The following is a 26,698-nucleotide window of genomic DNA, read 5'->3' on the forward strand; positions in this document are numbered from 1 at the left end:
CCGCGAGCGGTACGACAGCGCCACCGCCGAGGTCCCTGGAAGACTCACTCTCCAGCTCGCCTTGAACGTGACGCCCCGTGCGCGGCGCCTCACGGGTGCGGCAGCCGAGCGCTACGGCGCCCCCCGCTCCTCCTCACGGATCGTCCTCCACCCACAGCCTCGGCCCGTCGTCCCGCCCCGGCGCCTTCTGCCCGACCAGCACCGCCCCGACCCAGACCGCCTTCGCCGGCTCCCCCATGTCGCCCGGCTGCGCCCCCAGCAGCGACAGCCGCACCGCCCGCTCCCCGGGCTCCAGATCGTCGCCCAGCCGGATCACCGCGCGCCCCACCCCGTCCGTGCCGCGCTTCTCCGTCGCCGCCTCCCACAGCGTCGCGCGCGTCAGATCGCCGCCGCGGCCCGCCAGCACGCCGGGCGCTCGGATTACGCTGGCTGGATGCGCAGGGCACCGCTATCGTGAAGAGATGTCCTACTTTGGACGTCTGCGGCTACCCGGGCTGGGCTGCGACATCGAGCTCGTCTGGTACCAGCTGTATAACGAGCCTACGAGCGCAGCCGTCCCGCCCCAACTTCTCGAATTTCTGCTGGAGACGCGTTGGCTGTTCGATCCTTGCGCACGTCGCGAACTCATGACCTTGCTGCTCGCTCGAGATGCCATGTACGCACACGTTCCGCGCTCGTTGGACGGCGAACGCGAGTTACTGCGAGAGAGGATCGGTGCGTTGATCCGTTTCGGCGTGATCGTCGGGATCGAGCTCAATCCCTTCGACAAGCTCGCGGTTGGAACCGCGACGCAGGACATGCGCACGCCACCACCCCCGTCGAAGGGGAAAGTGGAACCTGACGATGCTCTGTCGTTCTATGAGATCCAGTTAGTCGACGAGCTGGATACGCCTCTTGCCGGCATAACCATCGGGATGTCCACACCGGCCGGCTCGATCACGAAAACGACGAACGCACAGGGCATCGCGCGGGTTGAGAATGCGCCTGTCGGGATGGGTCGTGCGTCGATCGAGAGCGTAGACGAGCTGCAGCGTCGGCTAGAAAGACAGGAACAGAAGCCGCGCCGCGTGAGGCCGCTTCCGCGAGGCGATGACTGGCACGTCCGCACGCTCTCGAAGGCGATAGAGTCGATATCTTTGCCTGACGGCGCACGCCAGCACCTGATGATCGTCACGCGCACCGACGTGTTCGGTCAGGCGATCCGCTGGGGCCATCTGTCGCTCACGGACGCTTCGGGGCCCTGGTCGCTGCACGCAGGCGGTGAGGCGCTGCTCAAACTCCACGCGGACGCGACAGTGGTCATGCTTCATCCATGGCAGAGCGGCTCTGGCTACGGCGCTGCGACCAGTGCATCGCTGCCTTCTCTGTGCGAGGCGGCCATCCGGTTCCTCTGGACCACGCAGCGCATCTGCCGGAACACGGGCAATGTTCGTCTCGGCCGGCTCGGAATTTCTGGGTTCAGCCTTGGCGGCGGCGCGATGTACCCCGCCCTCGCAGCGAACATCGGCCGCGTCGACGAGGTGTATGCCTTCGATTGCCTGGGAGCGAAGAATTTCGGCCCTATCGCGGCGCAACGGGCCGCTTCGCGGCCGGAAGCACGACTCCGCATGGCGGGCAGCGGGCTCAATGTCGTATATCATCAAGCAACGTATCGGACGATTCAGACCACGAGCGGCACAACAGCACCGCTACCCCGTGTCTCGGCGCTCCCCGAGAGCGAGCAGGGCTACCGGAAGGACATGAACCCTCTCTGGGATCATGTCCTCAAGGACCGCGAGGACATGCGTGCACACGCAGACACTCGGCACCAGTTCACGATCTTCGGCGGCTACGTCGCTCTTCCCGGCCCCTTCGCGAAGACGTTCCTTTCGAGGTTCCTGGAAGACTCTCTTTTCCAGGTCGCCTGAACGCGACGCCCAGTGCACGACAGAGGACGCCCTTCGATCCTGGCTCCGCTGGCGCGCGGCGCCTCATGGGGTGCGACGAAACGCTCCCTTTCTCCAGTGGTAACGCCCACGAGCGCCGCAGATCTGCCGATAACCAGCGAGCACCTGGCGAAGCGGACCGCGCTTCGCCTCCGGTAACTTGCGCATGTCCCCCTCGACCGACGCGATCGCATCGGCACAGGTCGGCGCGATCACCCCCGACGGTCGCGGTGCGTCCGCGAAGCGGATGGCGTCGCCGTCAACCACGGGAGCGATCTCCGCGCGGCAGCCGGAGACATTGGGCGGGCATTCCTCGATCGACGCCGCGGTGCGGATATCGAGCACAGGGCGCAAACCGCGACCGTGAGCCACGTAAAGCACCGTGTGCTCGATGAACGGGAACGCAGCGGACACGGGCTGGTCGCGCCCCACCGTGCAGACGAGGACCTCGCGCGGCTCGTCCGGCATCTGCAGGGCGCGATTACAAGTGCACGCATTGAGAAGCGGAGCACCCGCGACCGGTACGCTCGACCAGCAGCTCTTGTCGGGCTGCCACGTGAGGCCGCGGGCGGCCAGCCATGCGTCGACGTCGAACGGAGGCGGGGACGCCGGTTCGAGCTTGCCCGAGGCAACCGCAGGCGGGGACGCCGGTTCGGGCTTGCCCGATGCAACCGCAGGCGGGGACACGCCAGAGGGCACCGCCGTCACCGAATCGCCCTGAGCCTCTTCCCCCGCCGGCGCCGTGGTTGACCTGCGGCAGCCGAGATGCCCCACGACGAGCGCAGCGATGACGAGCCGAGGCGCGGCGCCACGCTTCACCCGGACCGTCCTCAAGGATCGTCCTCCACCCACAGCCTCGGCCCGTCGTCCCGCCCCGGCGCCTTCTGCCCGACCAGCACCGCCCCGACCCAGACCGCCTTCGCCGGCTCCCCCGTGTCGCCCGGCTGCGCCCCCAGCAGCGACAGCCGCACCGCCCGCTCCCCGGGCTCCAGATCGTCGCCCAGCCGGATCACCGCGCGCCCCACCCCGTCCGTGCCGCGCTTCTCCGTCGCCGCCTCCCACAGCGTCGCGCGCGTCAGGTCGCCGCCGCGGCCCGCCAGCACGCCGTCCGGGATCGTCACCCGCCGGAAGAACGCCGCCTCCCGCGACGCCGGCTTCGCCCCGTCGAGGCGGTACCGGATCCGGTAGTCCGCGTTCTCCCCGGGCGTCACAACGAACAGCACCAGGTGCAGCGTCTCGCCCGCCTCCTGCTCGAACTCGTACGTCATCGGTCGGGCGCGCGTCAGCTCGAACACGTCGCGCCGGCGCACGATCGCCCCCCCGTTCGCCGGCGGCGCGTCCGTGTACGCCACCCCCGTCTCGCCCAGCCCCTCGACCTCGACCCGCCGCGCGCCCGCCGGCGCCGCCACCCGCAGCGACCCCGACAGCGCCACGATCGGCTCCTTCAGCGCCACCTCGCCGTCGACGCGCACCGCCACCTCCTTGCCGAGCGACGCGCGCGCGGCCCGGTAGATCACCGACAGCCGCCCGGCCCGCGCCCCCGCCCCGTCCACCCGCACGTCCTTCGCCACGAGCAGCGGCGTCCACGCGTCGCCCGGCGACGGCTCCCCCGCCGACTGCCACGCCGGCATCAGCAGCCGCCGGCGCACCGGCGCGTGCTCCGGGACGAGCACCCGCTCCGGCCGATCCGCGTTCGACCTCCCGCCCTCCCCCGCCCGCTCGATCCGCACCTGCTCGCGCAGATCCGAGAAGCGCTCCTTCCGCTCCAGATCGTCGAGGTTGAACGCCCGGACGTCTGTCCACGTGCTCACGTCGAACGGCGCGTAGCGCCACGTCTCGTCCTCGGCCAGCGTGACCCGGTACGGCAGCCGGTACAGCGTCTCGTTCACGCCCGGCTCGATCGCGCGCAGCCGCAGGCGCGTCCTCGCGTCGCCCGTGATCTCGATCCGCTCCACCCCCGCCGGCGGCCGGAGGATCGCGAGCCGCGGCTCGGACGCGTCGAACCCCTCGTTCCACCACTCGAACCGCGAGCGCGGGAGCGTCACCTTGAGCTCGGCCCGCTCGGACGGCCCAGGACCCCACCGCGCCACCACCGTCGCGTCGCCCTGGTTCGCGCCCCCGCTCGCGTCGATCTGCGTCCGGAACAGCAGCCCGAGCAGCTCTTGCCCGGGCGCCATCCGCGCGATCACCGGGTCGCTCGGATCCAGCGCCAGGTAGCGCACGATCCGCACGTCCGGCGGCGTCTGCAGCCGCGCCGGAGCCGCCTCCGCCCGCGCCGCGGGCGGCTCCGCGGCGGCCCCCGGCGGGAGCGCCCCCGGCGCGGCGCCGGGGCCCCCCTCGCCCGCGGGCAAGGGCATCGCCGGGTGGACGATCTCGCCGATCTGCTGCATCGCCTGCGCCTCCGGCGCGCCGAACCGCACGCCGAAATCCGGGCCGACGCCGTCGATCACCACCGTCCGGATGTCCTCCCGCAGGAGCCGCACCGTGGCCCTCCCGAGCGGGCCGAGCGCGACGCTCGCCGACCCGCTCACGCCGTCGGCGACCCGCACCGCGCGGCCCGGCGGGCCCTCGATGTCGAGCGACAGCGGGCCGCGGAAGTTCAGCGCGGCCGCGCGGCGCTCGCCGATCACGAACTCGGACGCGCCGCGCCCCTCGGCGCGCGGGTACGGCATCCGGAACCGCCGCAAGAGCAGGCGCGACATCTCGTAGTCGATCCCCTCGCGGCCCCCCGCCTCGAGCCGCCGCGCCCAGCCCCGGAGCAGCTCCTTCCGCGCCGGCTCCGGCAGGTCGGCGAAGCCGAGCGCCGACGCCCGGAGCCCGAGCTGCCGCCGCTCCTCCGCGTCGAGGCTCTGCTCGTAGACCGCGCGCGACGCCTCGCTGCGCTGGTAGCGCCCTTCGAGCCGGGACAGGATCGTCAGCTCGCTCGGCGCGCGCGCGCCGTCGCCGCCGTCGCTCGCCACCGCGGGCTTCGCCCGGAGCCGCACCTGCCCGCCCTGCGGGAGCACGTCGTGCGTGATGAGCAGCGTCGAGCGCGGATCCGTCACCGCGCCCCCGCCGCTCGCGAGCCGCGCCGCGTACTCGCCCTCGCCGAGCGGACGATCCGGATCGCAGCTGACCCGGCTCTCCAGATCGATCGCGTGCCGCGCGACCTCCTCCCCGCGCTCGTTCACGAACGCCGCGATGAACCCGTACGGGTAGCGCCGCGCCGAGTCGCAGGCGTCGGCCCTCACGCTCCCCCAGGTCGTCACCTCCACCGCGTCGATCTCGGCCGGGACCTTGATCACGAGGTCCCGCTCCGGCTCGATGTGGTAGGCGAGGATCTCGTCCTCGGCCGGCAGCGCGCTGCCCAGCGGCGGCGCGCTCGACAGCTGCGATAACGCGAACGCCGTCACCCCGAGCAGCGCCATCGCGATCAGCCACCGCGGGTTCAGCGCCCTGCGCGGCGCGCCGTCGCGGGCGCGGAACCCCGCCGTCGCCAGGCGCGCCCGCGACGGCGGCCGCGCCGCGTGGGAGCGCGCCGGCGCGGCCGCCTCGTGGCCCGCCGGCGCGCGGCGCTTCGCCGGGGCGGTCACGGGGCCCCCTGCTGCGGCGCCGCCCCGGGCCCGGCCGCATCGACCCGGAGCGCGCTCGTGCCGATGGTGACAGCGCGCCGCAGCCGCGAACCGCCGGGCACGGCCGCGCCCGGCACCGCGATGAGCGCGCCGTCGATCGGCAGCAGCTGCGCCTCCCCCGGCCGCGCCGCGATGACCCACGGGCGCCCCGTGATCACGTCGCGCCCGATCTCCACATGGCATTGCGCCTCGCGCCGCGGCGCGGCCGGGGCGCTCCCGCGCAGCGCGGCCGCCGCCGCGGCGCGCGCCGCGGCCGCCAGCCCAGCCCGAGGCGCCACCGCCACCGCCGCCCGCGACGCGTCCGACCCGGCCCGCGTCGCGTCTGCCACGCCCGCCCGCGGCGCGTCCGCCTTCGCCGGTCCAGCCGTCGGCGCCGCCTGCGTCGCAAAGTGCGCCTTCAGGTAATACGGGTTCCGCTCCGTCGTGTAGCGCCGGAAGGGCTCTATCGCGGCGGAGAGATCGCACGCCGCGGTCACCGCCCGGGTCGGGCAGAGCTCGTCCCCGCTCGCGCCTGCGCCGGCGCTCCCCGCGCACGACGCCAGCGCCTGAGCGCGCGCGGCCACGTCGATCGGCTCGGGCGTCACGCCGAGCCGCGCGAGCCGCGCCTCGAGGCGCGTCTCCCCCTGCCCCGGCTCCACGAAGCGCCGGAGCTCGAAGAAGCGCCGGATCGCGCTGCCCAGGTACACGATCGCGAACCGCCCCTCGGCGAACCGCTTCGCGTAGGCCATCGCCATGTCCGTCGCGCCGCTGAACGGCACCTGCTCGCGCGTGCCGTCGAAGATCCCGACGCGCAGCTCGAGATCGCGCAGCGTCTCCAGCAGCGGCCCCGCGAACGTCGGCACGTGCCCCGGCCGCACGACCTCGTACCCGAACGAGATCACCGCGTCCCGCTCGTAGGTCCGATCCGCCTCGATCGCCTGCACCGACAGCGCGTTGCCGCCGTCCCCGACCCAGACCTCGTGCGCCCGCTGGAAGTAGCTGCGCAGCCCCTCGGCGCGCCGCACGTCGGCGGCCCCGCCCGGCTCCGCCGTGGGCACCGCCCCGGCGAGCAGCAGCGACTGCGCCGAGAGCGCGTCGGCGAGCGCGAGCCCCGCGCCGAACGCCCCGATCTGCCACCGCGGCGCGGGCACCTCGACGAGCATCGCGCCCGTCAGCGGCGACCTGACCGCCTCCGTCGAGGGCGGCGCGGGCAAGATGGCGCTCGTCGACGCCGCAGGGGGCGACGCCGACGCATGCGCCAGCACGAGCCACGCCGGGTTCCCGCGCCGCTCCGGGCCGCCCTCGGCCGGCCCGGGCTCCGCGATGCCCCACGCCGCCGGCGCCGCGTCGGTGCCGCCGATGCGCACCTCGCGGAAGCCGAGGCGCCCGAGGATCGCCCGCTCCCACGCGGTCGGCGGCGCCGCGCCGGACGCGCCGTCGGGGCGCGTCGCCGCCGCGATCAGCCGCGGCGCCACCACGGCGTCGAACAGCCTGAGCTCCTCGAGCGACGGCGGACGGAAGCGGCCCGGCTGGACCTCCGTCAAGGACACCATCCGCTTCGCGAGCTCCTCCTCCAGCGTCCCGGTCCAGCGCACGGCCTCCGGCGCGCCGAGCGAGCGCGCGCCGACCGCCTCGGCGACCTCGCGCGGCACGTGCAGGCGCGGCGCGTCGCCGAGGGGCGTGGACGGCTCCGCCGCCGGGCGGAACGTCATCGCCGTCTCGGCGCCGAGCCCCAGGCCGATCGACACGACGGGCAGCCCCGCCGGCGAGCCGACCACGCTGAGCTCCGGCCCGTCGCCGCCGCCCGGCTCGACGAGGAGCACCTGGGGGCTCTCCATGGCGTCGATCATCGCCGCCACGAACGCCTCGTCGTGGCGCCGGATCGCCCCGTGGCGCGACAGGACCACGACCCCCGCCGCGTCGAGCAGCTCCGCGACCCGGAGCGCCACCGCCGGCAGCGCCGAGCCGAGCTCGGTGGGCGCGGCCAGCACCAGCCACTCGGGCGCGGACGTCGGGCTCCGGCCGACGCGCTTGCGGATCGCCGCCCGCGGCGCGCTCGGCGTGTCGTCCGGATCGTCGAACCGCGGGCTCAGAACGTACCACGGCCGCTCGCCGTCGCCCTCCCGCACCACCGACACCCGCGCGCGCTCCGCCGCGCCGAGCAGCTCGTCCGCCGGCCGCCCGTCGCGCAGCACGCTGCGCGCGAGCCGGTGGGCGATCCGCCGCGACTCGATGTCGGCGGCGATCGCTGCCGCCCTCGGGCGCGGGCCGGGCCGGGGCGCCGTGTCCGCCAGCACGAGCGACAGCGCGGCGCTCTCGATGCGCGGCACCGGCCTCGCCGCGGCCGCGGGCGGCGGCGGCGCGCCGCCCCAGCCGAGCGCAACGAGCGCGTAGCCGACGCCGTTGCCGACGAGGAACGCGGTGAGCGACACCTGGATGGTCGGCATGATCACGATGCCGACGTGCTCCTTGTTCCACATCTTCACGGCGAGCAGGCTCGGGAGCAGGTAACCGAAGCCGAAGTAGTCGACCATCTGCAGCCCCGGCGCGTACCGCACCATGGCGAAGCCGATCGCCATCTTCACGACGAAGCCGAGCACGTACACGAAGATCATCCGCCGCGGCCCCACGAGCAGCATCCGCGAGAACGGGCGGACCGAGGTGATCCAGCGCGAGAGGTAGAAGACGACGAGCGCCTCGATCGTCGTCGTGAGCAGCTTCGTCGGCTCGTACCACGCCACGGCGAGCAGGCCGGGCACGAGGATGCCGTTGTAGTCCCACCCGTAGCGGACGTTGTTGCGCGCGCCGAGCAGCGCGCCGATGACCAGGATGATGTGGGCCTTCGGCAGCTCGAGGAACTCGAGCGACAGGCTCTCGTTGAGCACCTGGAAGCGCGAGACCGAGAGGTTCGTCGTCCGGAGCAGCACGCCGAGCACGAGCGCCGTCAGCGCCGTGACGACCCCGAGCCGCGGCGCCGCGCGCAGGAAGCCGCTGTTCCAGAAGGCGTTCGCGATGAGCGGCACCAGCACGAGCCCGATGCTGTAGAGCTCCCGCGAGTGCACGAAGTCGTAGCGCGCCGAGACCTCGGGCACGACGAAGCCCTCGACGAAGAGCCGCACGATCACCGCGCCGACGATGAACAGGTAGAACCGCTCGCGCCCGAACGCCGTGGACCACGCGCCCGTCCGCGTGATCCAGCGGCCGATCAGCGCGACGAACAGGTACGTCACGATCGACTCCGCGATGATGAACACCGCGGTGACCGGGGCCGCGAAGAACACCGTCGCGAGGTAGCCGGGCACGACGAGCCCCGCGTACGTCCAGCCGAGCGTCTCGGTGAAGAACGTCCCGAAGACGAGGCCGATCAGGACCGCGGTGTGGAGGCTCCGATCGAGCCCGTTCGGGGGAAAGAGCGGCAGGTTCTCGAGCATGCGGCGGGACGTCGGCGGGGCGGGACGGCGCGCGCCGACGCCCGGCGCGGGCGCGCTACGGCAGCGTGGTGGCCAGGCCGATCGCGCTCGGCGCGCCCCAGCCCGTCGGGTAGTCCCAGCCGGGCCCCGCGGCAAAGAACTCCGTCTGGCCGCGCACGACGTCGCGGAACGTCGCCTGCACCGCGGGGGTCGTATAGAGGATCGAGTTGAGGAACCCGGCGCGCGGCAGGCCCTGCGCGGCGCGGTAGCTGTTCACCACGGCGATGAGCCCCGCGAACGCGGGCGCCGAGAACGACGTCCCCCCGTACGTCCGCCACTCGCCGAGGTAGTAGACCCAGTACGGCCTCGGCGAGGGCGCGGCGTGCATGGCGACGTCCGCGACCGCCCGCTTGCCGCCGGACCCCTCGACGACCCCGACCTGCCAGGAGGGGATCGGGAACGAGAGCGTCGGGCCGGAGCCGGAGCCGGACCAGGCGAGCTCGTCCTCGACCTCGCCGTCGTCGTCGAGCCAGAGCGACGTCCCGCCGACCCCGGTCACGTACGGGCTCGCCGAGGGCGTGTCGGTCTGCGCCGAGTCGCCGGTCGCCGCGACCACGGTGATCCCGAGCGCCGCGGCCATCTGCGCCGAGCGGTGGTACTGGAGCCGCACGGCCGGCGGCTCGGAGTCCTCGCGGTGGGCGAACGAGTCCGTGATGACCGACACCTCGCCGCGGCCGATGGCCTCGTTGAACGTGTAGACCATCGACGTGTTGCGCGCGTCGGGGCCCTGGTACACCACGAGGTCCGCGCCCGGCGCGAGGCCGCCCGACCACGCCACGTCGAGCGTCGACTCCACGTAGCGCGTCGCGACCGGCTCCATCGTCTGGACGACCTCGGGGTTCGCCCGCTCCACGCCGAGCGCCCGCCAGAACGACTGCAGGTCCTTGTACTTGAAGGTCGCGCCGATCGTGACCCCGAGCTTCACGCCCTCGCCCGTGAACCCGAGCTCGTAGAGATCGTCGATGTCGTACGCGCCCGCGATCAGCGCGGGGGTCAGCCCCCCCTCGACGCCGGGCGGCGGCTCCGGCGCGATCTCCCCGGCCTCGCCCGGGAGCGCCCGGGTGCTCGCCGCGAGATCCGCGGTGATGATGCCGGTCGTGCGATCGGACACCCACGTCGGCACGGTGAGCTGGCCGAGGGAGCCGAAGACGTCGAAGGGCGGATTCCCCGCCTGAGGGTTCTCCCGCTCGAAGACCCGGAGCTCCGTGTCGAAGGTCTCGTTGAACTGGCTCACCGTGCCGGTGAACTGGATCAGCAGCCGGTTCGTGGCCGTGAAGTTCACCTGCATCCCCTGCTCCTCGAGCCAGAGCTTCACGAGGTGCACGTCGAGCTCCCGCGGCGCGTACGCCGCGATCCACTCGTCCCGGGTGAGGTACTGGCGGAACCGCGGGCTCGTCGGGTCGTAGATCTCGGCGATCCGCTGCTCGAGCAGCCCCGAGTTGCGGATGGGGAAGCCCACCAGCGCGCGGACCACCTCGTCGCCCCCGGCCACGCCCTTGTCGGTGTACACGCCCGGCAGCGGGCTCGGGATGCCGTCGGTGGCCTCGGTGGGCTCACGCTCCTCCTCGGTGAAGTCGGGCAGCTCGTCCGGCAGCTCCTCCCCGCCGGCGCCGCCCGCCCCACCGCCGCCGGCCTCGGCCGCGCCGCCGCCGCCGCCGCCGCTCCCGGCCGCGCCGCCGCCGCTCCCGGTCGCGCCGCCGGCGCCCCCGCCGCCGGCGCCCCCGCTGCCCGAAGAATCTGCGATCTGCACAGCCGACTCGCAGCCACAGCCAGAGGCCGAGAAGGCCACGCTGCTGACCAAGCTGAGCAGACCAAGGACGGGCGCGGCACGAAGCACAGGTGAAGCACGGCGCATAGGCACCAAGGATTCAAACCCCTTCCGACAGGCCGATCCAGCCGAATCGTCACAGCGCGCTGACGTCGCATCACACGTGCGCCGCCCGCAACACAACGCGCGTCGGCGGAGCGTTGGGAGCACCACGTCGCACCCTGTCGCGGACCGCTTCGCCGCGGCGCCGCGGCCCGGGGCTCACCGCGGCGCCGCGGCCCGGGGCTCACCGCGGCGCCGCGGCCAGGCCGGAGATCGCGGCGCGCCGGAGGACGATAGAGGCGGGCGCGACGGCTGCGCCTGGGGCCCTGGGGAGCGACCTTCTCGTCGCACAGCCGATGTTTTTGGCGCGGCGGACCCGGGTGGACAATTGTATTGATTCGACCACGATGCGACGCTCAGGCTGCCCGGGGCGTCCCGCGCCCCCCTCGAGGGCCGCGGCCTTCAGCGATTATGGCGAAGACTTACCGTCCGCGGATCCCCAAGCCCTTTCGCATCCCGCGCCGGATGGCCGCGCAGGCGGAGGCGATGCGCTTCGGGTGGCTCACGCCTGACGTGCTCTCGATCGTCGCGGGGGCGCTGATCGCCGCCGTGGCGCCGCTCGATCGGCTCGACTACGTGGCGCGCGGCCTCACCGCGTCCGCGCTCGCCGACGCCGCGCCGTCCGCGCAGGTGCTGCTCGTCACGGCCTCGCCCGAGGCGCTGCGCGAAGGGCTCTGCGAGCGCTCGCTCCCGGGGCTCCTCGAGCGCGGGCGCGCGCGCGGCGCGCTGCTGATCCCCCCGGCCGACGCGTTCTGCGGCGGCGGCGCCCCGAGCCGCGGGGGCGCCACGAGCGCCGCGGGCGCCGCGCCGGTCGTCCGGATGCCGCCCGAGCTGCTCCGCCTGAGCGGCGGCGATGTCGTCGGCTTCTTCCCGCTCGCGGCGGGGGAGCGCGCGCCCGAGCTCGGCGCGCTCGGCGTCTCGGCGGCGCCCTGGGTGCTCAAGAAGGCGCCGCAGAGCGTCCCGGCGGTCAGCCTGCGCGATCTCGCGGACGGCCAGGTCCCCGCGAGCGCGCTCGAGGGCCGCGTCGCCGTGGTCGCGGTGGGCGCCGGCGGCGTTGCTCCCCAGGCGGTCGCGACGTCGGCGCTGCCGCCGGCGAGGGGCGTCGCCGCGGTGCTCGGCGGGCTGCTCGACGGCGGCCGGCGCGCCTCGGCGCCGGCGTGGGTGCCGGCGCTGTTCGTGCTGCTCGCGGGCGGGCTCGTGAGGACCGCGCGCCGCCGCTACGGGAGCCTGGTCGCCACGGCCGCGCTGTTCCTCGGCGTGTTCGCGCTCGCGGCGGGGCAGGGCGTGCTCGCCGCGCGGGCCGAGGCGAGCCTCATCGCGCTGCCGAGCGCGCTGTTCGGCCTCGCTGTCGCGTTCGCGGGGGTCATGATCGTGCGCGGGCTCGTCGTCCAGCGCTCCGTCGATCGCGCCGCGGAGCTCATCCAGCGCGCCGCGCTGTTCCGCATGCAGGGCGTCCACACGCTGCCGGACGAGGAGTTCTGGCCGCGCGTGGCGCGCCTCGCGGAGCAGGCGCACCCGGCCGATCTCGTGCTCGTCGCGGAGCTGCCCGCGGGGAGCTGGCACCTCCGGTTCTGGAACGACAGGCAGGGCGGCGGCGAGAGCCTCGTCGCCGAGCTCCGCCGCGACGTCCGCCGCCCCCCGTACAGCAGCGAGCAGGGCGTGCCGGCGATCCGCCTCTCGCGCCGGTTCCTGGCGAAGCAGGACATGCCGGCGGTCGTGGTCCCGCTCATCGCGTTCGGCGAGATCGAGGGGTACGTGTTCTTCTGCGGCCCGGTCGCCGAGCAGACGTTCTCGCGCGAGCCGGAGCGGGCCGAGCACGTCGGCCGCGAGCTCGCGCTGCTCCTGCGCAGGAAGCGCCTCGCGCGCACGGCGCAGGCCGGCGCGGGCGAGGCGCGCGGCGGCGGCTCGCCGGAGGACGATCTGGTCGAGGGCGCGCGCGTCGCGCTCGACGACCTCCAGCTCTTCGGCTCGATGCTGCGGAGCGCGCCGGTCGGGCTGCTGTACGCCGACGCCTTCGGCGACGTCCGCTTCGTGGCGCCGGAGTTCGCGAAGTGGCTGCGGGCGCGCGACGTCACGGTGCCCGCGGAGAGCGCGAGCGCGGCGCTCCCGCCCGGCTCGCTCACGCTGGGCGACGTCCTCGGCGCCACGGCCGCGAGCGACGCCGCCGTGTCGCTCTCCAGCGTGATGGCGAGCGACGACGGCATCGAGCTGAGCGTCAGCGCGCCCGAGCCGGCCGTGCTCTCGGTGCGCCCGCTGCGGCGCGAGTCCGACGGCTCCTCGTGGATCGCGGGCTACGTCGCCGCGCTCATCCCCGTCCAGCAGGCGGCCCCCGTGTCCGACAACGTGCGGCCGCTCGCGGTGCGCGACGCCGCCGATCCGCTCTGCGCCTTCCAGCTCGGCGACGTCGTGGCCGATGCCGTCGCGAGCGCCGCGCGCGCGACGGGCCGGGCCGTGCGGCTCGAGCCGATCCGCGGCGCCACGCACGCCCTCGGGCACCGCGGCGAGCTCGAGCAGGTGCTCGAGGCGTTCCTGACCGACGTCGCGGGCCGCGGGCTCCCTGGCCACGGCCCCGTGGTGTCGGTGCGCGAGGCGCCCCAGGGTGTGCAGCTGTCGATCCTGGACGTCGGCTTCGGCCTGGGGCTGCCCGAGTCGGCGCTCCAGCGCGTGCTCACCGCCCCTGGCTCCGCGCCGGCCGGCCTGGAGCCGCTCGGCCGGCTGATCGTGGCGGTCGAGGACAGCCACGGTCACGCCGAGCTCAAGACGAACGACGGCTGGGGCATCACGCTCACCGTGACGCTCCTCAGGGCGCACCCCCGCGCGTTCGTGTCCGCGAACGAGGGCGGCAAGCCGGCCGCGCAGCAGAACGTCATCGCGATCGGCAGGGCGGGGCCGAAGTAGCACTACTGCGGGAAGTTGGACGGGGAAGTGAACCGCCAAGGCGCCGAGGGCGCCAAGAAACCTGGGAAATGGAAGGGGAAAATGCCGGGACGGCACGTCCTCTCTCTCCTTGGCGGCCTCGGCGCCTTGGCGGTTTTTCTGCCGATCCGGGGCAACTTCCCGCAGTAGTGGTAGGGGCGGGCGCCGGGGGGGGGACGAGCACACGGGGGCGGCGCGGGAGCGCGCCGCCCGAGGAGGTGGGGCCGGGCTGACGAGATCGCTTCGTCGCCTCGGACAACGCCGCTCGGGCGCTGGTCCGGGGCGAGGAGGGGGCGTGAGGGCCCGGCGTGGCGCGATCAGGTCGCGGGCACGACGGTGATCTCGCCGGTGGTGTAGAGCGCCGAGGTGTCCCACGCGAGCCCTGGGGCGAGCGGCACGGCGATGTTCACGGCGGCGAACGTCCCCGCGAGGCCACCGCCCCAGCCGAGCAGGGCAACGGTGTCCCCGACCTGGAACGACGCGGAGCCGTCGGCCGGCACGACCTCCAGCGCCCCATCGACGAGGAGGTCACCGTCGACCTGGAGGAGCGGCGAGGGGCTCGATCCCCCGACGACGATCCTCAGGGCGGCCTCCGGCCCCTGGCTGTAGCTGCCGACGACGACCGTCGCCGGGTGAGCCTCTCCGACCGAGAGCTCGCCGGACTGCATGTTGGCGAGATCTCCCACGAAGCTGCCGGTTTCGAGGCGCCCGCCGGCGAAGTCGAGGTCTCCCGCCTCGATCTCCATGGCGCCCGCGATGAGGTCGCCGTCCTCGATGCGCACGGAGGGCCCCAGGTAGGGATAGAGGCCGACGGCCCTCGGCGCGGTCCGGAGGAGGCCGTCGATGCTCACGAAGGCGTCCTTGCCGACCACCATCGACGGAGACCGATTGCCGCTGGCAAAGACGGTGACGTCGCCGCTGTTGAGCCATGACGAGTAGACGTCATTCACCTTGATGAAGGCCCCGCCAAGCTCGGAATGGATCTCGGTATCTTCCGTCACGAGGGTCCCGTACGCCCCGATGGTGAGCTCGCCGTTCCCTTGCACCGTCCCCACGCGAAAGAGCCCCTGGTTGGTCCACGTACCACCCCAACCGCTCACGCTGGCCTTGGGTCTCAACAGAGCATCCCGGTAACCGAGCCTGGCGTTGATCGTGGAGACCTCGGCCCGGTCGATGTCCAGCGTGCCCAGGCTGTGCGCACCCACGACGAACTCTCCTGTGCTCACCCACTTCGTCCCGGAGCCTGCCACGGTCACCTGGCCGTTGCAGATCGAGCAGCCCTGCCCACCGCCGATGTATACGTTGTTCGAGAAGAAGCTGGCCCCTTGCTTGAGCTCGACGCGGCCCTGCGCCCGGAGGCCGACGTACGTATCCCCCAGGCTCGTCACGGTGGCGTCATACCCTTCGACGCGCAGGACCCCATGGTTCATGGAGGAGCGATAGCCCACCACGAGTTCGTCGGTGAGCACCTCGGCGCCGTTCTGGACGACGACCAGCCCATGACAATCATCACCACCGACGCAGATCCGGATGGATCCGCTGTTGGTCCACTTCGAGCCGTACCCGATGACCTGAACTGTGCCGCCGCGATCATTTCCTAGCAATGCGCCCGCGCTGAACAGCTGCCCGCCGCTCACGACGCTCACCTCTCCGCTGGTGAACGTGGACTCCCAGGGGTTGCTCGCGCCGCCCACCCGGAGAACACTCGACCCCAGATCCCACGGATCACTCGGGTTATTGGGCAATACATCCCCCGTGATGGTCACGTATGCATGAGCCGTTCCCGCCATGCCCAGCGACGCAGCCGCGAGCAGGGCCGATAGAGCATATTGAATGTGCTTGTCCATGAATCGTACCCTCCGCCAATGGTTCAATGGTCATGAGAGCCCACCGTTGCACGGATACCCCCGCGACGCGGGAGCGTCATGCGCACGCAGTCCCCCAAGATTAGATATACAGATGAATCAGTCGACCAACGACAACACTATTTAGTAAACCAGCGCATTTTGGTCCGGACAAGATGGCCCGAACAAGATGGCCCAGGCCGCAGAGAGCAGGCCGTGAGACACCGCGGTTCCCGTGGCCGGGCACCGCAGAATCAGGCGCGGTCGGACTCCGAGCGACTGGTCCAATGGTCATGAGAGTCCGCCGTCGCACGGATACCCCCGCGACGCGGGAGCGTCATGCACGCGCGGCCTCCCACGATTGACTTTATATGTGGTCCCGTCGACTACGACAACACAATTTAGTAATCGAGTTGCATTTTGCCCATCGGGTGCATCGGGCGCATCGGGCGCATCGGGCGCATCGGGCGCATTTTGGTCCGGACGAGATGGTCCAGGCCGCAGAGAGCAGGCCGTGAGCCTCCGCGGTTCCCATGGCCGAGCACCGCAGCATCAAGCGCGGTCGGACTCCGAGCGACTGGTCCAATGGTCATGAGAGTCCGCCGTCGCCGTGATGCCTCCGCGACGCGGGAGCGTCATGCACGCGCGGTCTCCCACGATTAACTCTGTATCTGCGTCAGTCGACTATGGCAACACAATTTAATAAGTCGTCGCATTTTAGTCGGGACGGGATGGTTCATGCCGCAGAGGGCCGCAGAGAGGAGGCCGTGAGCCCCGCGATCCCGTGACCGGGCACCGCAGGATCGCCGGAATGAGAGAGCCGCCAAGGCGCCACAAGACGCCAAGATCTTTGTGCTTTGCTTGCCGTGCTTGGCGCGCTTGGCGGTTCCAGAGACCCCACCATCGGCCAAAGCACCCCACCACCCATCCACCCATCCACCCGTCCACCCATCCACCCATCGCCGCGCAGCCGGGGCGAAGCCCCCCGGATGTCGCACCGCGCGCCGCGCGCGCCCCCGCCCTGCTCCTGTCTATCAACAGCGCTTCCAGCGCGAATCGGCCGGCCCGATCGATCGCGCTGCCAGCGGAATCGGCTGCGACCCATCGCGATCTCCTCAATCCCAGGCGATGCCCGAGGGTCCCCGCCGGGCACCACGAATCGATACGGTGCGTGTCCCTCCGGTGCCGCGCGCAGCCGAGACATTCACGCCCTCGGGCACCGCGGCGAGCTCGAGCAGGTGCTCGAGGCGTTCCTCACCGACGTCGCGGGCCGAGGGCTCCCTGGCCATGGCCCGGTGGTGTCGGTGCGCGAGGCGCCCCAGGGCGTGCAGCTGTCGATCCTGGACGTCGGCTTCGGCCTGGGGCTGCCCGAGTCGGCGCTCCAGCGCGTGCTCACCGCCCCTGGCTCCGCCCCGGCTGGTCTGGAGCCGCTCGGCCGGCTGATCGTGGCGGTCGAGGACAGCCACGGTCACGCGGAGCTCAAGACCAACGACGGCTGGGGCATCACGCTCACCGTGACGCTCCTCAGGGCGCACCCGCGCGCGTTCGTGTCCGCGAACGAGGGCGGCAAGCCGGCCGCGCAGCAGAACGTGATCGCGATCGGCAGGGCGGGGCCGAAGTAGGGGCGGGTGCCGGGGGGGACGAGCACTCGGGGGCGGCGCGGGAGCGCGCCGCCCGAGGAGGTGGGGCCGGGCTGACGAGATCGCTTCGTCACCTCGGACAACGCCGCTCGGGCGCTGGTCCGGGGCGAGGAGGGGGTGTGAGCGCCCGGCGTGGCGCGATCAGGTCGCGGGCACGACGGTGATCTCGCCGGTGGTGTAGAGAGCCGAGGTGTCCCAGGCGAGGCCTGGGGCGAGCGGCAGGGCGATGTTCACGGCGGCGAACGTCCCCGCGAGGCCGCCGCCCCAGCCGAGCAGCGCAACGGTGTCCCCGACCTGGAACGACGCGGAGCCGTCGGCCGGCACGACCTCCAGCGCCCCATCGACGAGGAGGTCCCCGTCGACCTGGAGGAGCGGCGAGGGGCTCGATCCCCCGACGACGATCCTCAGGGTGGCCCCCGGTCCCTGGCTGTAGCCGCCGACGATGTCCGTCGCCGGGTGAGCCTCTCCGACCGAGAGCTCGCCGGACTGCATGTTGGCGAGATCGCCCACGAAGCTGCCGGTTTCGAGGCGCCCGCCGGCGAAGTCGAGGTCGCCCTCTTCGACCTCCATGGCGCCCGCGATGAGGTCGCCGTCCTCGATGCGCACGGAGGGCCCCAGGTAGGGATAGAGGCCGACGGCCTTCGGCGCGGTCCGGAGGAGGCCGTCGATGCTCACGAAGGCGCCCTTGCCGACCACGATCGACGGAGACGCATTGCCGCTGGCAAAGACGGTGACGTCGCCGCTGTTGAGCCATGACGCGTAGACGTCATTCACCTTGATGAAGGCGTGGCCAAGCTCGGAATGGATCTCGGTATCTTCCGTCACGAGGGTCCCGTACGCCCCGATGGTGAGCTCGCCACTTCCTTCCACCGTCCCCACGCGAAAGAGCCCCTGGTTGGTCCACGTACCACCCCAACCGTGCACGCTGGCCTTGCTTCTCAACAGGGTCTCCCTGCGACCGATCCTCGCATTGTTCGTGAAGACCTCGGCCCGGTCGATGTCCAGCGTGCCCAGGCTGTTCACGCCCAAGATGAATTCTCCCGTGCTCACCCACCTCGTCGCGGAGCCGGTCACGGTCACGTGGCCGTTGCAGCTCGAGCAGCCCGACGCGCCGCTGCCGCCGCCGATGTAGACATTGTTCGAGAAGAAGCTCCCCCCTTGCTTGATATCTACCCGACCGCGCGCGCTGAGGCCGATGTACGTATTCACCTGGCTCGTCAGGGTGGCGTCATACCCTTCGACGAGCACGTCGCCACCATAGCTCTCGGCGCTTCGATTACCCACCACAAGATCATCGGTGAGCACCTCGGCGCCGTTCCGGACGACGAGCAGCCCCTGACAATTGTGGCCCTTGACGCAGAGCTGGATGGATCCGCTGTTGGTCCACGTCGAGCCGTACCCGATGACCTGAACTGTGCCGCTGCGATCATTTCCTAGCAACGCGCCCGCGCTGAACAGCTGCCCGCCGCTCGCGACGATCACCTCCCCGTTATTGTGGGTAGGCTCCCAGGGGTTGCTCGCGCCGCCCACGCGGAGGACGCTCGACCCCAGATCCCACGGGTCGCTCGGGCTTCCGGGCGACACATCCCCCGTGATGGTCACGTAGGCATGCGCTGTTCCCGCCACGCCCAGCGACGTAGCCACGAGCAGGGTCGATAGAGCATATCGAATGTACTTGTCCATAAATCGCACCCTCCGCCAATGGTTCAATGGTCATGAGAGCCCACCGTCGCCCTGATACTCCCGCGACGCGGGAGCGTCATGCGCGCGCAGTCCCCCACGATTAGATATATAGACGAATCAGTCGACCACGACAACACAATTTAGTAAGCGAGCTGCATTTGGTGCGCTTGGCGCATTTTGGTCCGGACGAGACGGTCCAGGCCGCAGAGATCAGGCCGTGAGCCCCCGCGGTCCCCGGTCCCCATGGGCCGGGCACCGCAGGATCATGCGCGGTCGAACTCCGAGCGGCTGGTCCAATGGTCATGAGAGCCCGCCGTCGCCCTGATACCCCCGCGACGCGGGAGCGTCATGCACGCGCGGTCTCCCACGATCGAATCTATATATGGGTCCGTCGACTACGACAACACAATTTCGTAAGCGAGTTGCATTTAGCAAATTTGGCGCATCTGGCGCATTTTGGTCCGGACGAGACGGGCCAGCCGACAGAGATCAGGCCGTGAGCCCCCGCGGTCCCTTGGCCGAGCGCCGCAGGATCAAGCGCGGTCGGACTCCGAGCGACTGGTCCACTGGTCATGAGAGTCCGCCGTCGCCCTGATACCCCCGCGACGCGGGAGCGTCATGCACGCGCGGTCTCCCACGATTAACGCTGTATATGGGTCCGTCGACTATGGCAACACATTTTAGTAAGCCACCGCATTTTGATCGGGACGGGATGGCCCAAGCTGCAGAGAACAGCCCGTGAGCCCCCGCGGTCCCGGTGGCCGGGCGCCGCGGGCGATGCGCGAGGCAGCCCAGGGCGTGCAGCTGTCGCTTCATCCATCCATCCGGCCATCCGGCCATCCGGCCATCCGGCCATCCGGCTGGGCAACACGCTCACGCGTCAGGCTCGGAGCGGTTGGCCGGGTGCCGCGTCCCCTGCGGGGACTCCCGGTGGGTCCCCGTTCGGCGGCCGCACCTGAACCCGGTTCGCCATGGTGCTGGCGGGCTGGGGGCGTCGGCAACGCTGACCCCCTGGCGGCACAGCTCGGTGCCAGATCTCCCCCGCCGGAGATATAACTGGTTGAATGCGCCGCCTTTCAAGGGCAGGCGAGCGAGGCTAGGCTATCGATGTTCATCGAAAGAGGCTACGCGCTCCGCGAGAAGATCGAGGAACACGCTGATTTCAGCTTGTTCCGCGCGTGCCGCGAGGACGATGGTGTCCCGGTCTTGCTGAAAGTCCTGCGCGCGGAGAGAGCGACCCGCGCCGAGGTCGCGCGCTTCAAGCACCAGTGCGAGCGCATCGCGCAGCTCGCCTCACCCCGCCTCGTCGCCCTGCACGCCGTCGAGGAGCTCGCCGGCGCCCTGATGGTCGTTCTCGAGGACTTCCCGGGCCGCGATCTCGCGCAGCTCCTCGCCGCGCGCCCGTCGCGCACGATGCCCCTCGGCGAGGCGCTCGATCTCGCGGCCGCCCTCGCCGAAGGCCTCGCCGCCGTGCACGCCGCGGGGCTCGTCCACCGCGATCTGCGCCCTCACAACGTGCTCGTCGGCGCGTCCGGCGCGGTCAAGATCACCAGCTTCGGCGTCGACGCCGAGATCACCCGCGCCCACGAGCGGCTCTACGCGCCCGCCGTGCTCGCCGACGTGCTGCCCTATGTCTCCCCCGAGCAGACAGGCCGCATGAACCGCGGTGTCGACCACCGGACCGACCTCTACGCGCTCGGCGTCCTCCTTTACCAGATGCTCACGGGCCAGCGCCCCTTCGAGGCCCCGGACCCGATGGAGCTCATCCACGCGCACCTCGCCCTCGCCCCCGCGCCGCCGTCCCGCCTCGACCCGGCGATCCCCGAGGCCATCTCCGGCGTCGTGCTCAAGCTGCTCGCGAAGAACGCCGAGGACCGCTACCAGAGCGCCGAGGGCCTGCTCGCCGACCTCGAGCGCTGCCGCGAGGCCCTGCGCAGCACGGGCACGATCGAGCCCTTCGTCGCCGGCCAGCGCGATCGCCAGGACCTGTTCCGGATCCACCAGAAGCTCTATGGCCGCGAGCAGGACATCGAGGCGCTCACCGCCTCGTTCGAGCGCGCCCTCAAGGGCAGCCGCGAGAGCGTCCTCGTCTCCGGCTACTCCGGCATCGGCAAGTCCTCGCTCGTGCAGGAGATCTTGAAGCCTCTCGCGCGGCAGAAGGGCTATTTCACGAGCGGCAAGTACGACCAGTACAACCGCGACGCGCCCTACAGCGCGGTGATCCAGGCGTTCGACGGCCTGGTGCGGCAGATCCTCACCGAGAGCGATGCGCGCATCCAGCGCTGGCGCAGCGCGCTCCTCGAGGCGCTCGGGCCGAACGCGCAGGTCGTCTGCGACGTCATCCCCTCGCTCGGCCATGTGGTCGGCCCGCAGCCGCCCGTGCCGGCGCTCGACCCGCTCGAGGCGCAGAACCGCTTGAACCGGTGCTTCTTGCAGTTCGTCTCGGTGTTCGCGCGCGGCGCGCACCCGCTCGTCCTGTTCCTCGACGACCTGCAGTGGATCGACCCCGCGAGCCTCGGGCTGCTCCGCTCTCTGCTGGCCGACGACTCGCTCGAAGCGCTCTTCTTCTGCGGCGCCTACCGCGACAACGAGGTGTCGCCCGCGCACCCGTTCGTCCGGGCCATCGAGGAGCTCGAGCACGCCGGGCTCGTCGTGCGCGACATCGTCCTCGCCCCCCTCGCGCGCCCGCACCTCCTCGAGATGCTCTCGGACTGCCTCAAGCGCGACGACTGCGGGCCGCTCGTCGATGCGGTGCAGAAGAAGACCGGCGGCAACCCCTTCTTCGTCAAGCAGTTCGTCCGGTCCCTGTACGACCACGGCGCGCTCACGTTCGCAGCCGGCTCAGGCTGGCGCTGGGACCTCGCCCGGATCGGCGCGCTCGCGTACACGGACAACGTCGTCGACCTCATGGCGCGCACCATCGCGCGCCTGCGGCCGGAGGCGGTGGAGGCGCTCAAGCTCGCCGCGGCGATCGGCAACCGGTTCGAGCTCGACGTGCTCGCCACCGTGAGCGAGTGCTCGCTGGAAGAAGCCTGCAGCCGCCTCGATCCCGCCGTGAGCGAGGGGCTCGTGACGCCCGGGCGCGAGGGCTACCGCTTCGCCCATGACAAGGTCCAGGAGAGCGCCTACGCCATGATCCCGGAGGCGGACCGGCCCGCCTTCCACCTCCGTATCGGCCGGCTGCTCGCGGGCAAGCTCGACCTGTCCGAGAGCCAGAGCCTCTTCGACGTCGTCGGCCACCTGAACAGCGCGGGCGACCTCGTGTCAGACCCCGCGGAGCGCCTTTCCCTCGCCCGCATGAGCCTCGATGCCGCCTGCCGCGCCGAGGACGCGGCCGCCTTCGACGCCGCCCTGCGCTACCTGGAGCTCGGCCTCCTGCGCCTTCCGGAGGACGCATGGACGTCGCAGTACCCGCTCCGCCTCGAGTACGCGAGGAAGACCGCCCTCATGCTCTCGCTCTCGGGCCGGCACGACGACGCCCTCGCGCTCCTCTCCGGTTGCCTGGAACGCGCCGTGGGCCGGCTCGATCGCACCGAGGTGCTGCGGCTCAAGCTGAGCGTGCAGGTGCTCAAGAACGACCTGCCCGCCGCGCTCGCGGAGGGGCTCGCGGCCCTGCGCCCGTTCGGGCTCGACTTGCCCCCCTTCCCTGACGAAGCGACGGTCGACGCCCAGATCCACGCGACGATGGACCTCGTCCGGGAAAAGACGATCGAGGCGCTGCCTGCTCTGCCGCAACTCGAGGACCCGGAGATCCGTGCCATGCAGGACGTGCTCGTGGAGCTCTTCCTCCCCTGCTGGTTCTTGAGCCTCAACAACCACAGCGTCATGCTCGCGAAGCTCGTCGAGAACACGCTGCGCCACGGGGTATCGAAGCACGCGATCTTCGGTTACATTCAATTCGGGGCGTTCCTCTGCGGCCGCGGCGACATCGCGCTCGGCTACCGCTTCGGCCGCGCCGCGATCGACCTTTCGGAGCGCTACCCGGACAAGAAGTCCGAAGCGGTGCTCCGCGACATGTGGGGCACCTTCGTGCAGCACTGGAGAGAGGGCTACCCCGCCTGCAAGGGTTCGTTGCTCGCGGGCATGCACGCCGGGCTCGAGACGGGCCAGTACATCTGGGCGTTCTACAGCGCGGTCAATGGCATGACCAACAGCCTCCTCCGGGGCCTCCCGCTCTCCGACCTCCTCGCCGAGGCGCAGAGCTACCAGCCGATACGAAAGCTCGACAAGTTCAACGCCATCACCTGGATGGTCGGCGCGGTCGGACAGCTCGCGCATCAGCTCTCGAACGAGACCGCGTGCCCGGCCAAGCTCAAGGGCGCATGGGTCGACATCGACGAGGTGATCGAGGAGGCCCGCCGGATCGACAGCCAGGGCTCGCTCGTCTTCGCCAACTTCTACGTCGTTCTCCTCGGCGTCTTCCAGGGCGCGTTCGAGGAAGCCGCGCGCGCGGCTCTCCCGCTGAACATCGAGACCCCGGCCGTGGCGGCCTGGCACGGCATCCCCGCGTTCCATTTCTACGCCGGCGTCGCCTTCACGCAGGCGGCGGACGGGGTCTCCCCGGACGAGCGCGCGCGCTTCCTCGCCCGCGCGGAGGTCTTTGCTGAAAAACTCTCGCGCTGGGCGGAGCTCTGCCCGGAGAACCTTTCACACCGCAGCGCCCTGCTCGGCGCCGAGATCGCGCGCGTTTGCGGCAATGCGCACGCCGCGGCGGATCGCTACGACGAGGCGATCGCCCTCGCGCAGCGCGGCGGCTACCTCCACGACGAGGCGCTCGCCAACGAGCTCGCCGGCCTCTCCTTCCGCGCGCTCGGCAAGACCACCATCGCCCGCGCCTACCTCACCGAGGCGCACAGGGCCTACGGCCGGTGGGGCGCGACCGAGGTGATGCGCCGCCTCGAGCGCGCGTACCCCGACCTCGTCCCCAGCGAGATCCTCCGCGTCGCGACGGGCCCGGAGGCCGACGCGCCCACCGGCGCCGCGCTCGACATCAGCTCGGTGCTCAGAGCCTCTCAGGCCATCTCGGGAGAGATCGTCCTCGACCGCCTGCTCGACACCCTGATGCGCATCCTGGTCAAGAACGCCGGCGCGCAGCGGGGCTGCCTGCTCCTCGCCCGCGCCGAGGGCCTGTTCTTGACGGCCGAGGCGAAGGCGGACGGCGCCCAGATCGAGGTGCGTATTCCTCGCGAGCCAGAGGCCTCCCCCTCGGATCTGCCGACGTCCCTGCTCAACTACGTCAGGCACAGCCGGGAGAAGGTGATCCTGGACGACGGGACCGCACAGAGCCCCATCCTCGCCAGCGGCGACCTCTATCGTTACCCCAGATCCGCCCTCTGCCTGCCCATCCTGCGGCAGGCGGAGCTCGTGGGGCTGCTCTACATGGAAAACGACCTCATCGCCGGCGCGTTCACCCCGGAGCGGCTTTCGGTGCTGGAGCTGCTCTCGGCCCAGGCCGCCATCTCGATCGCCAATGCCACGCTCTACGCCGACCTGCTCCAGGAGAACAGCGAACGCCGGCGAGCCGAGCAGGCCGTGCGGGACAGCAAGGAGCTCCTCCAGTCGATCGTCGACAACTCGACAGCCGTCATCTCCCTCAAGAACCTCGAGGGTCGCTACCTGATGATCAACCGGCGCTACGCCGAGCTGTTCCACGTCAGCGAGCAAGCGATCGTCGGCCGGACCGACTACGATGTATTTCCGAGGGAGCGGGCCGATGCCTACCGCGCCGTCGACCAGGAGGTGCTGGCCACCGGGACCGCGCTTCAGGCCGAGGAAGAGGCCCTCCAGGACGATGGGCTGCACACCTACATCTCTCTCAAGTATCCCCTGTGCAACGCGGCGGGGCAGCCTTATGCCATCTGCGGCATTTCCACCGACATCACCGAGCGCAAGCAGGCCGAGGCCGAGCGCCAGGCCCGCAAGACGGCCGAAGCCGCGAGCCGAGCGAAGACCGAGTTCCTGAGGAACATGAGCCACGAGCTGCGCACGCCGCTCAACGCCATCCTCGGCTACGCACAGATCCTCAAGCGCCCTCCCTATCTCGAAGACCGCCAGGCGGTGGGACTGAATACCATCCAGCAGAGTGGTCAGCACCTCTTGACCCTCATCAACGACCTCCTGGACCTGGCCAAGATCGAGGCGGGCAAGCTGGAGCTCTACCCCGAGCCGATCCACCTCTCGGCCTTCCTGACGGTCGTCGCCGACATCATCCGCGTCAGGGCGGAGCAGAAGAGCCTTCACTTCGTCTACGACGTCACGCCGGACCTGCCCCGCGCGGCGCTGGCCGACGAGAAGCGCCTGCGCCAGGTGCTGCTCAACCTCCTGGGCAACGCCGTGAAATTCACCGATCGGGGGCGGGTGCGCTTCGGGGTGCGGGTGCTGGCGCAGGACGAGACCGGGGCGCGCCTGCGCTTCGAGGTCGAGGATACCGGCGTCGGAATGGCGCCGGAGCAGCTGGGAAAGCTCTTCCAGCCTTTCGGGCGCGTGGGGGATGTGCGGCGCCGTCCGGGCACCGGCCTCGGGCTCATGATCAGCCGCCAGCTGGTGCACCTCATGGGCAGCGAGATCCACGTCGAGAGCCGGCCCGACGAAGGCAGCCGCTTCTGGTTTGACGCGGTCCTGCCAGTGGCCGAGATCGCAGCGCCCCTCCGGCCTTCGGAGCGGGTCGCCGTCGGCTACGAGGGGCCGCGCAGGAAGGTGCTTGTCGCCGACGACGTGGTGAGCAATCGGGCGGTGCTCTCGAACCTGATGAGCGGCCTGGGCTTCGAGGTCTGCGAGGCGGCCAATGGCCAGGAGGCCATCGAGCAGGCGATGGCGGCATCGCCGGATCTGGTGGTGATGGATCTGGTCATGCCGGTGATGGGCGGCCTGGAGGCCATTCATTGCATTCGCCGCGATCGCCAGGCTCGTGGGCTCGCGCGGCTGCCGTTCATCGTCGTCTCCGCGAGCGCCAACGAGGAGGACCAGGCGGAGAGCGTCGCCGCCGGCGCCGAGGCCTTCCTCACCAAGCCGGTCGACCAGGAGAGCCTGCTGCGGATCATCGGCGCCCAGCTCGGGCTCACCTGGGTCTATGCCAGACCGGCCGAGGAGCAAGCCGGGGACAGGGGCGCCGCGGAGCTCGTGGCGCCTCCCCGGGAGGAGATGGAAGTCCTCCATGCCCTGGCCCTGGAGGGCAACATGCGCGACATCCGAAAGCGGGCCGCCTACCTGATCACCCTGGACGAGCGCTACCGCCCCTTCGCCGACCGCCTCGATCGCCTCGCGCAGGACTATCAGTCCCAGGCGCTCCTCACCCTGGTCGAGGAGCGCCTGCAGGGGGCCAAGCCAACGGCGAGGGTGAGGCCGGAGCTGCCGCCGTGCATGGAGGGCGGTCAGCGATCATGAGCCGAGCCTCGGCACCCGGTCCGCGCATCCGCGATTCGCAGCCCCAGCGCCTCGGTGGGCGCGTGGTCGGGCGGGTCTGAGCTTCCGCGACCTCACCGCGCGCGTGCACGCCGGACGAATTCGCCTGCCGAGCGAGGTCGGCCAGGGCTCGACCTTCTGCGTCGAGCTGCCGCTCTCGAGCCGGTTCCCGAGGTCGACCGGCGGCTCGCCTCGGGACGCCCCTGGTTGGCCCGGTTCCGCTCATTGCGCATCAGCACACCGCAGTTCAGACATACATCGCGCTCCCCTCCTTCGTCCGTCCTGGGTCGATTCGACGGACTCGATCTCCCGCAGGCTCCCGCAGGGCGGCGCGCAGGTGGTTGTTGTTGGTGTCGTCC

11 protein-coding genes are annotated in these 26,698 nt (G+C 71.4%); 4 read left to right on the forward strand and 7 right to left on the reverse strand.

Annotation, left to right across the window (positions count from 1 at the left end; translation table 11 throughout):
• Nucleotides 1-133: 133 nt before the first annotated feature.
• Nucleotides 134-406, reverse strand: coding sequence for a hypothetical protein (locus WMF45_RS41550; protein ID WP_437711791.1), 273 nt, complete (start codon nucleotides 404-406; stop codon nucleotides 134-136).
• A 55-nt stretch (nucleotides 407-461) separates the two neighbouring features.
• Between WMF45_RS41550 and WMF45_RS41555 the strand changes: the two genes are divergently transcribed.
• A complete protein-coding gene (locus tag WMF45_RS41555) occupies nucleotides 462-1,907 on the forward strand; it encodes a hypothetical protein (protein ID WP_437711793.1) in 1,446 nt (481 codons plus the stop codon).
• A gap of 63 nt (nucleotides 1,908-1,970) precedes the next feature.
• Here WMF45_RS41555 and WMF45_RS41560 read toward each other — a convergent pair whose 3' ends face one another.
• From WMF45_RS41560 to WMF45_RS41575, 4 genes are read right to left on the reverse strand one after another with little or no spacing between them, the layout of a single operon-like run.
• Nucleotides 1,971-2,759 (reverse strand): hypothetical protein, encoded by a 789-nt coding sequence (locus WMF45_RS41560; protein ID WP_437711795.1) that lies wholly within the window; start codon nucleotides 2,757-2,759, stop codon nucleotides 1,971-1,973.
• Nucleotides 2,756-5,497, reverse strand: a complete 2,742-nt coding sequence (locus WMF45_RS41565) for a hypothetical protein (protein WP_437711797.1) — start codon at nucleotides 5,495-5,497, stop codon at nucleotides 2,756-2,758. The genes WMF45_RS41560 and WMF45_RS41565 overlap by 4 nt, the downstream gene beginning before the upstream one ends.
• Nucleotides 5,494-8,946, reverse strand: coding sequence for a poly-gamma-glutamate biosynthesis protein PgsC/CapC (locus tag WMF45_RS41570; protein ID WP_437711799.1), 3,453 nt, complete (start codon nucleotides 8,944-8,946; stop codon nucleotides 5,494-5,496). The genes WMF45_RS41565 and WMF45_RS41570 overlap by 4 nt, the downstream gene beginning before the upstream one ends.
• A gap of 55 nt (nucleotides 8,947-9,001) precedes the next feature.
• Nucleotides 9,002-10,735: a S53 family peptidase gene (locus WMF45_RS41575; protein ID WP_437711801.1), complete on the reverse strand. Its 1,734-nt coding sequence runs from the start codon at nucleotides 10,733-10,735 to the stop codon at nucleotides 9,002-9,004.
• A 531-nt stretch (nucleotides 10,736-11,266) separates the two neighbouring features.
• Between WMF45_RS41575 and WMF45_RS41580 the strand changes: the two genes are divergently transcribed.
• Entirely contained in the window at nucleotides 11,267-13,753 is a 2,487-nt protein-coding gene (locus WMF45_RS41580) for a hypothetical protein (protein WP_437711803.1), read from the forward strand.
• A gap of 335 nt (nucleotides 13,754-14,088) precedes the next feature.
• Here the strand turns inward: WMF45_RS41580 and WMF45_RS41585 are convergent, their stop codons facing one another.
• Complete coding sequence (locus tag WMF45_RS41585; RefSeq protein WP_437711805.1) at nucleotides 14,089-15,618, reverse strand: hypothetical protein; 1,530 nt, start codon at nucleotides 15,616-15,618, stop codon at nucleotides 14,089-14,091.
• A gap of 1,235 nt (nucleotides 15,619-16,853) precedes the next feature.
• Here WMF45_RS41585 and WMF45_RS41590 point away from each other — a divergent pair.
• Complete coding sequence (locus WMF45_RS41590) at nucleotides 16,854-17,237, forward strand: hypothetical protein (RefSeq protein ID WP_437711807.1); 384 nt, start codon at nucleotides 16,854-16,856, stop codon at nucleotides 17,235-17,237.
• 159 nt (nucleotides 17,238-17,396) lie between these two features.
• Here WMF45_RS41590 and WMF45_RS41595 read toward each other — a convergent pair whose 3' ends face one another.
• A complete protein-coding gene (locus tag WMF45_RS41595; RefSeq protein WP_437711809.1) occupies nucleotides 17,397-18,938 on the reverse strand; it encodes a hypothetical protein in 1,542 nt (513 codons plus the stop codon).
• Between the two features lie 1,107 nt (nucleotides 18,939-20,045).
• On the opposite strand from WMF45_RS41595, the gene WMF45_RS41600 reads away from it, so the two are divergent.
• Nucleotides 20,046-26,321, forward strand: coding sequence for an AAA family ATPase (locus WMF45_RS41600; protein WP_437711811.1), 6,276 nt, complete (start codon nucleotides 20,046-20,048; stop codon nucleotides 26,319-26,321).
• Nucleotides 26,322-26,698 lie beyond the last annotated feature (377 nt).

The organism is Sorangium sp. So ce448, from assembly GCF_051520915.1.
GTDB classification, from domain to species: domain Bacteria; phylum Myxococcota_A; class Polyangia; order Polyangiales; family Polyangiaceae; genus Sorangium; species Sorangium cellulosum_B.

Bases quoted from the DNA above. Each gene is read 5' to 3' on its own strand.
- WMF45_RS41555 (WP_437711793.1), top strand. From the start codon at position 462: ATGTCCTACTTTGGACGTCTGCGGCTACCCGGGCTGGGCTGCGACATC.
- WMF45_RS41570 (WP_437711799.1), bottom strand. From the start codon at position 8,946: ATGCTCGAGAACCTGCCGCTCTTTCCCCCGAACGGGCTCGATCGGAGC.
- WMF45_RS41580 (WP_437711803.1), top strand. From the start codon at position 11,267: ATGGCGAAGACTTACCGTCCGCGGATCCCCAAGCCCTTTCGCATCCCG.
- WMF45_RS41585 (WP_437711805.1), bottom strand. From the start codon at position 15,618: ATGGACAAGCACATTCAATATGCTCTATCGGCCCTGCTCGCGGCTGCG.
- WMF45_RS41595 (WP_437711809.1), bottom strand. From the start codon at position 18,938: ATGGACAAGTACATTCGATATGCTCTATCGACCCTGCTCGTGGCTACG.
- WMF45_RS41600 (WP_437711811.1), top strand. From the start codon at position 20,046: ATGTTCATCGAAAGAGGCTACGCGCTCCGCGAGAAGATCGAGGAACAC.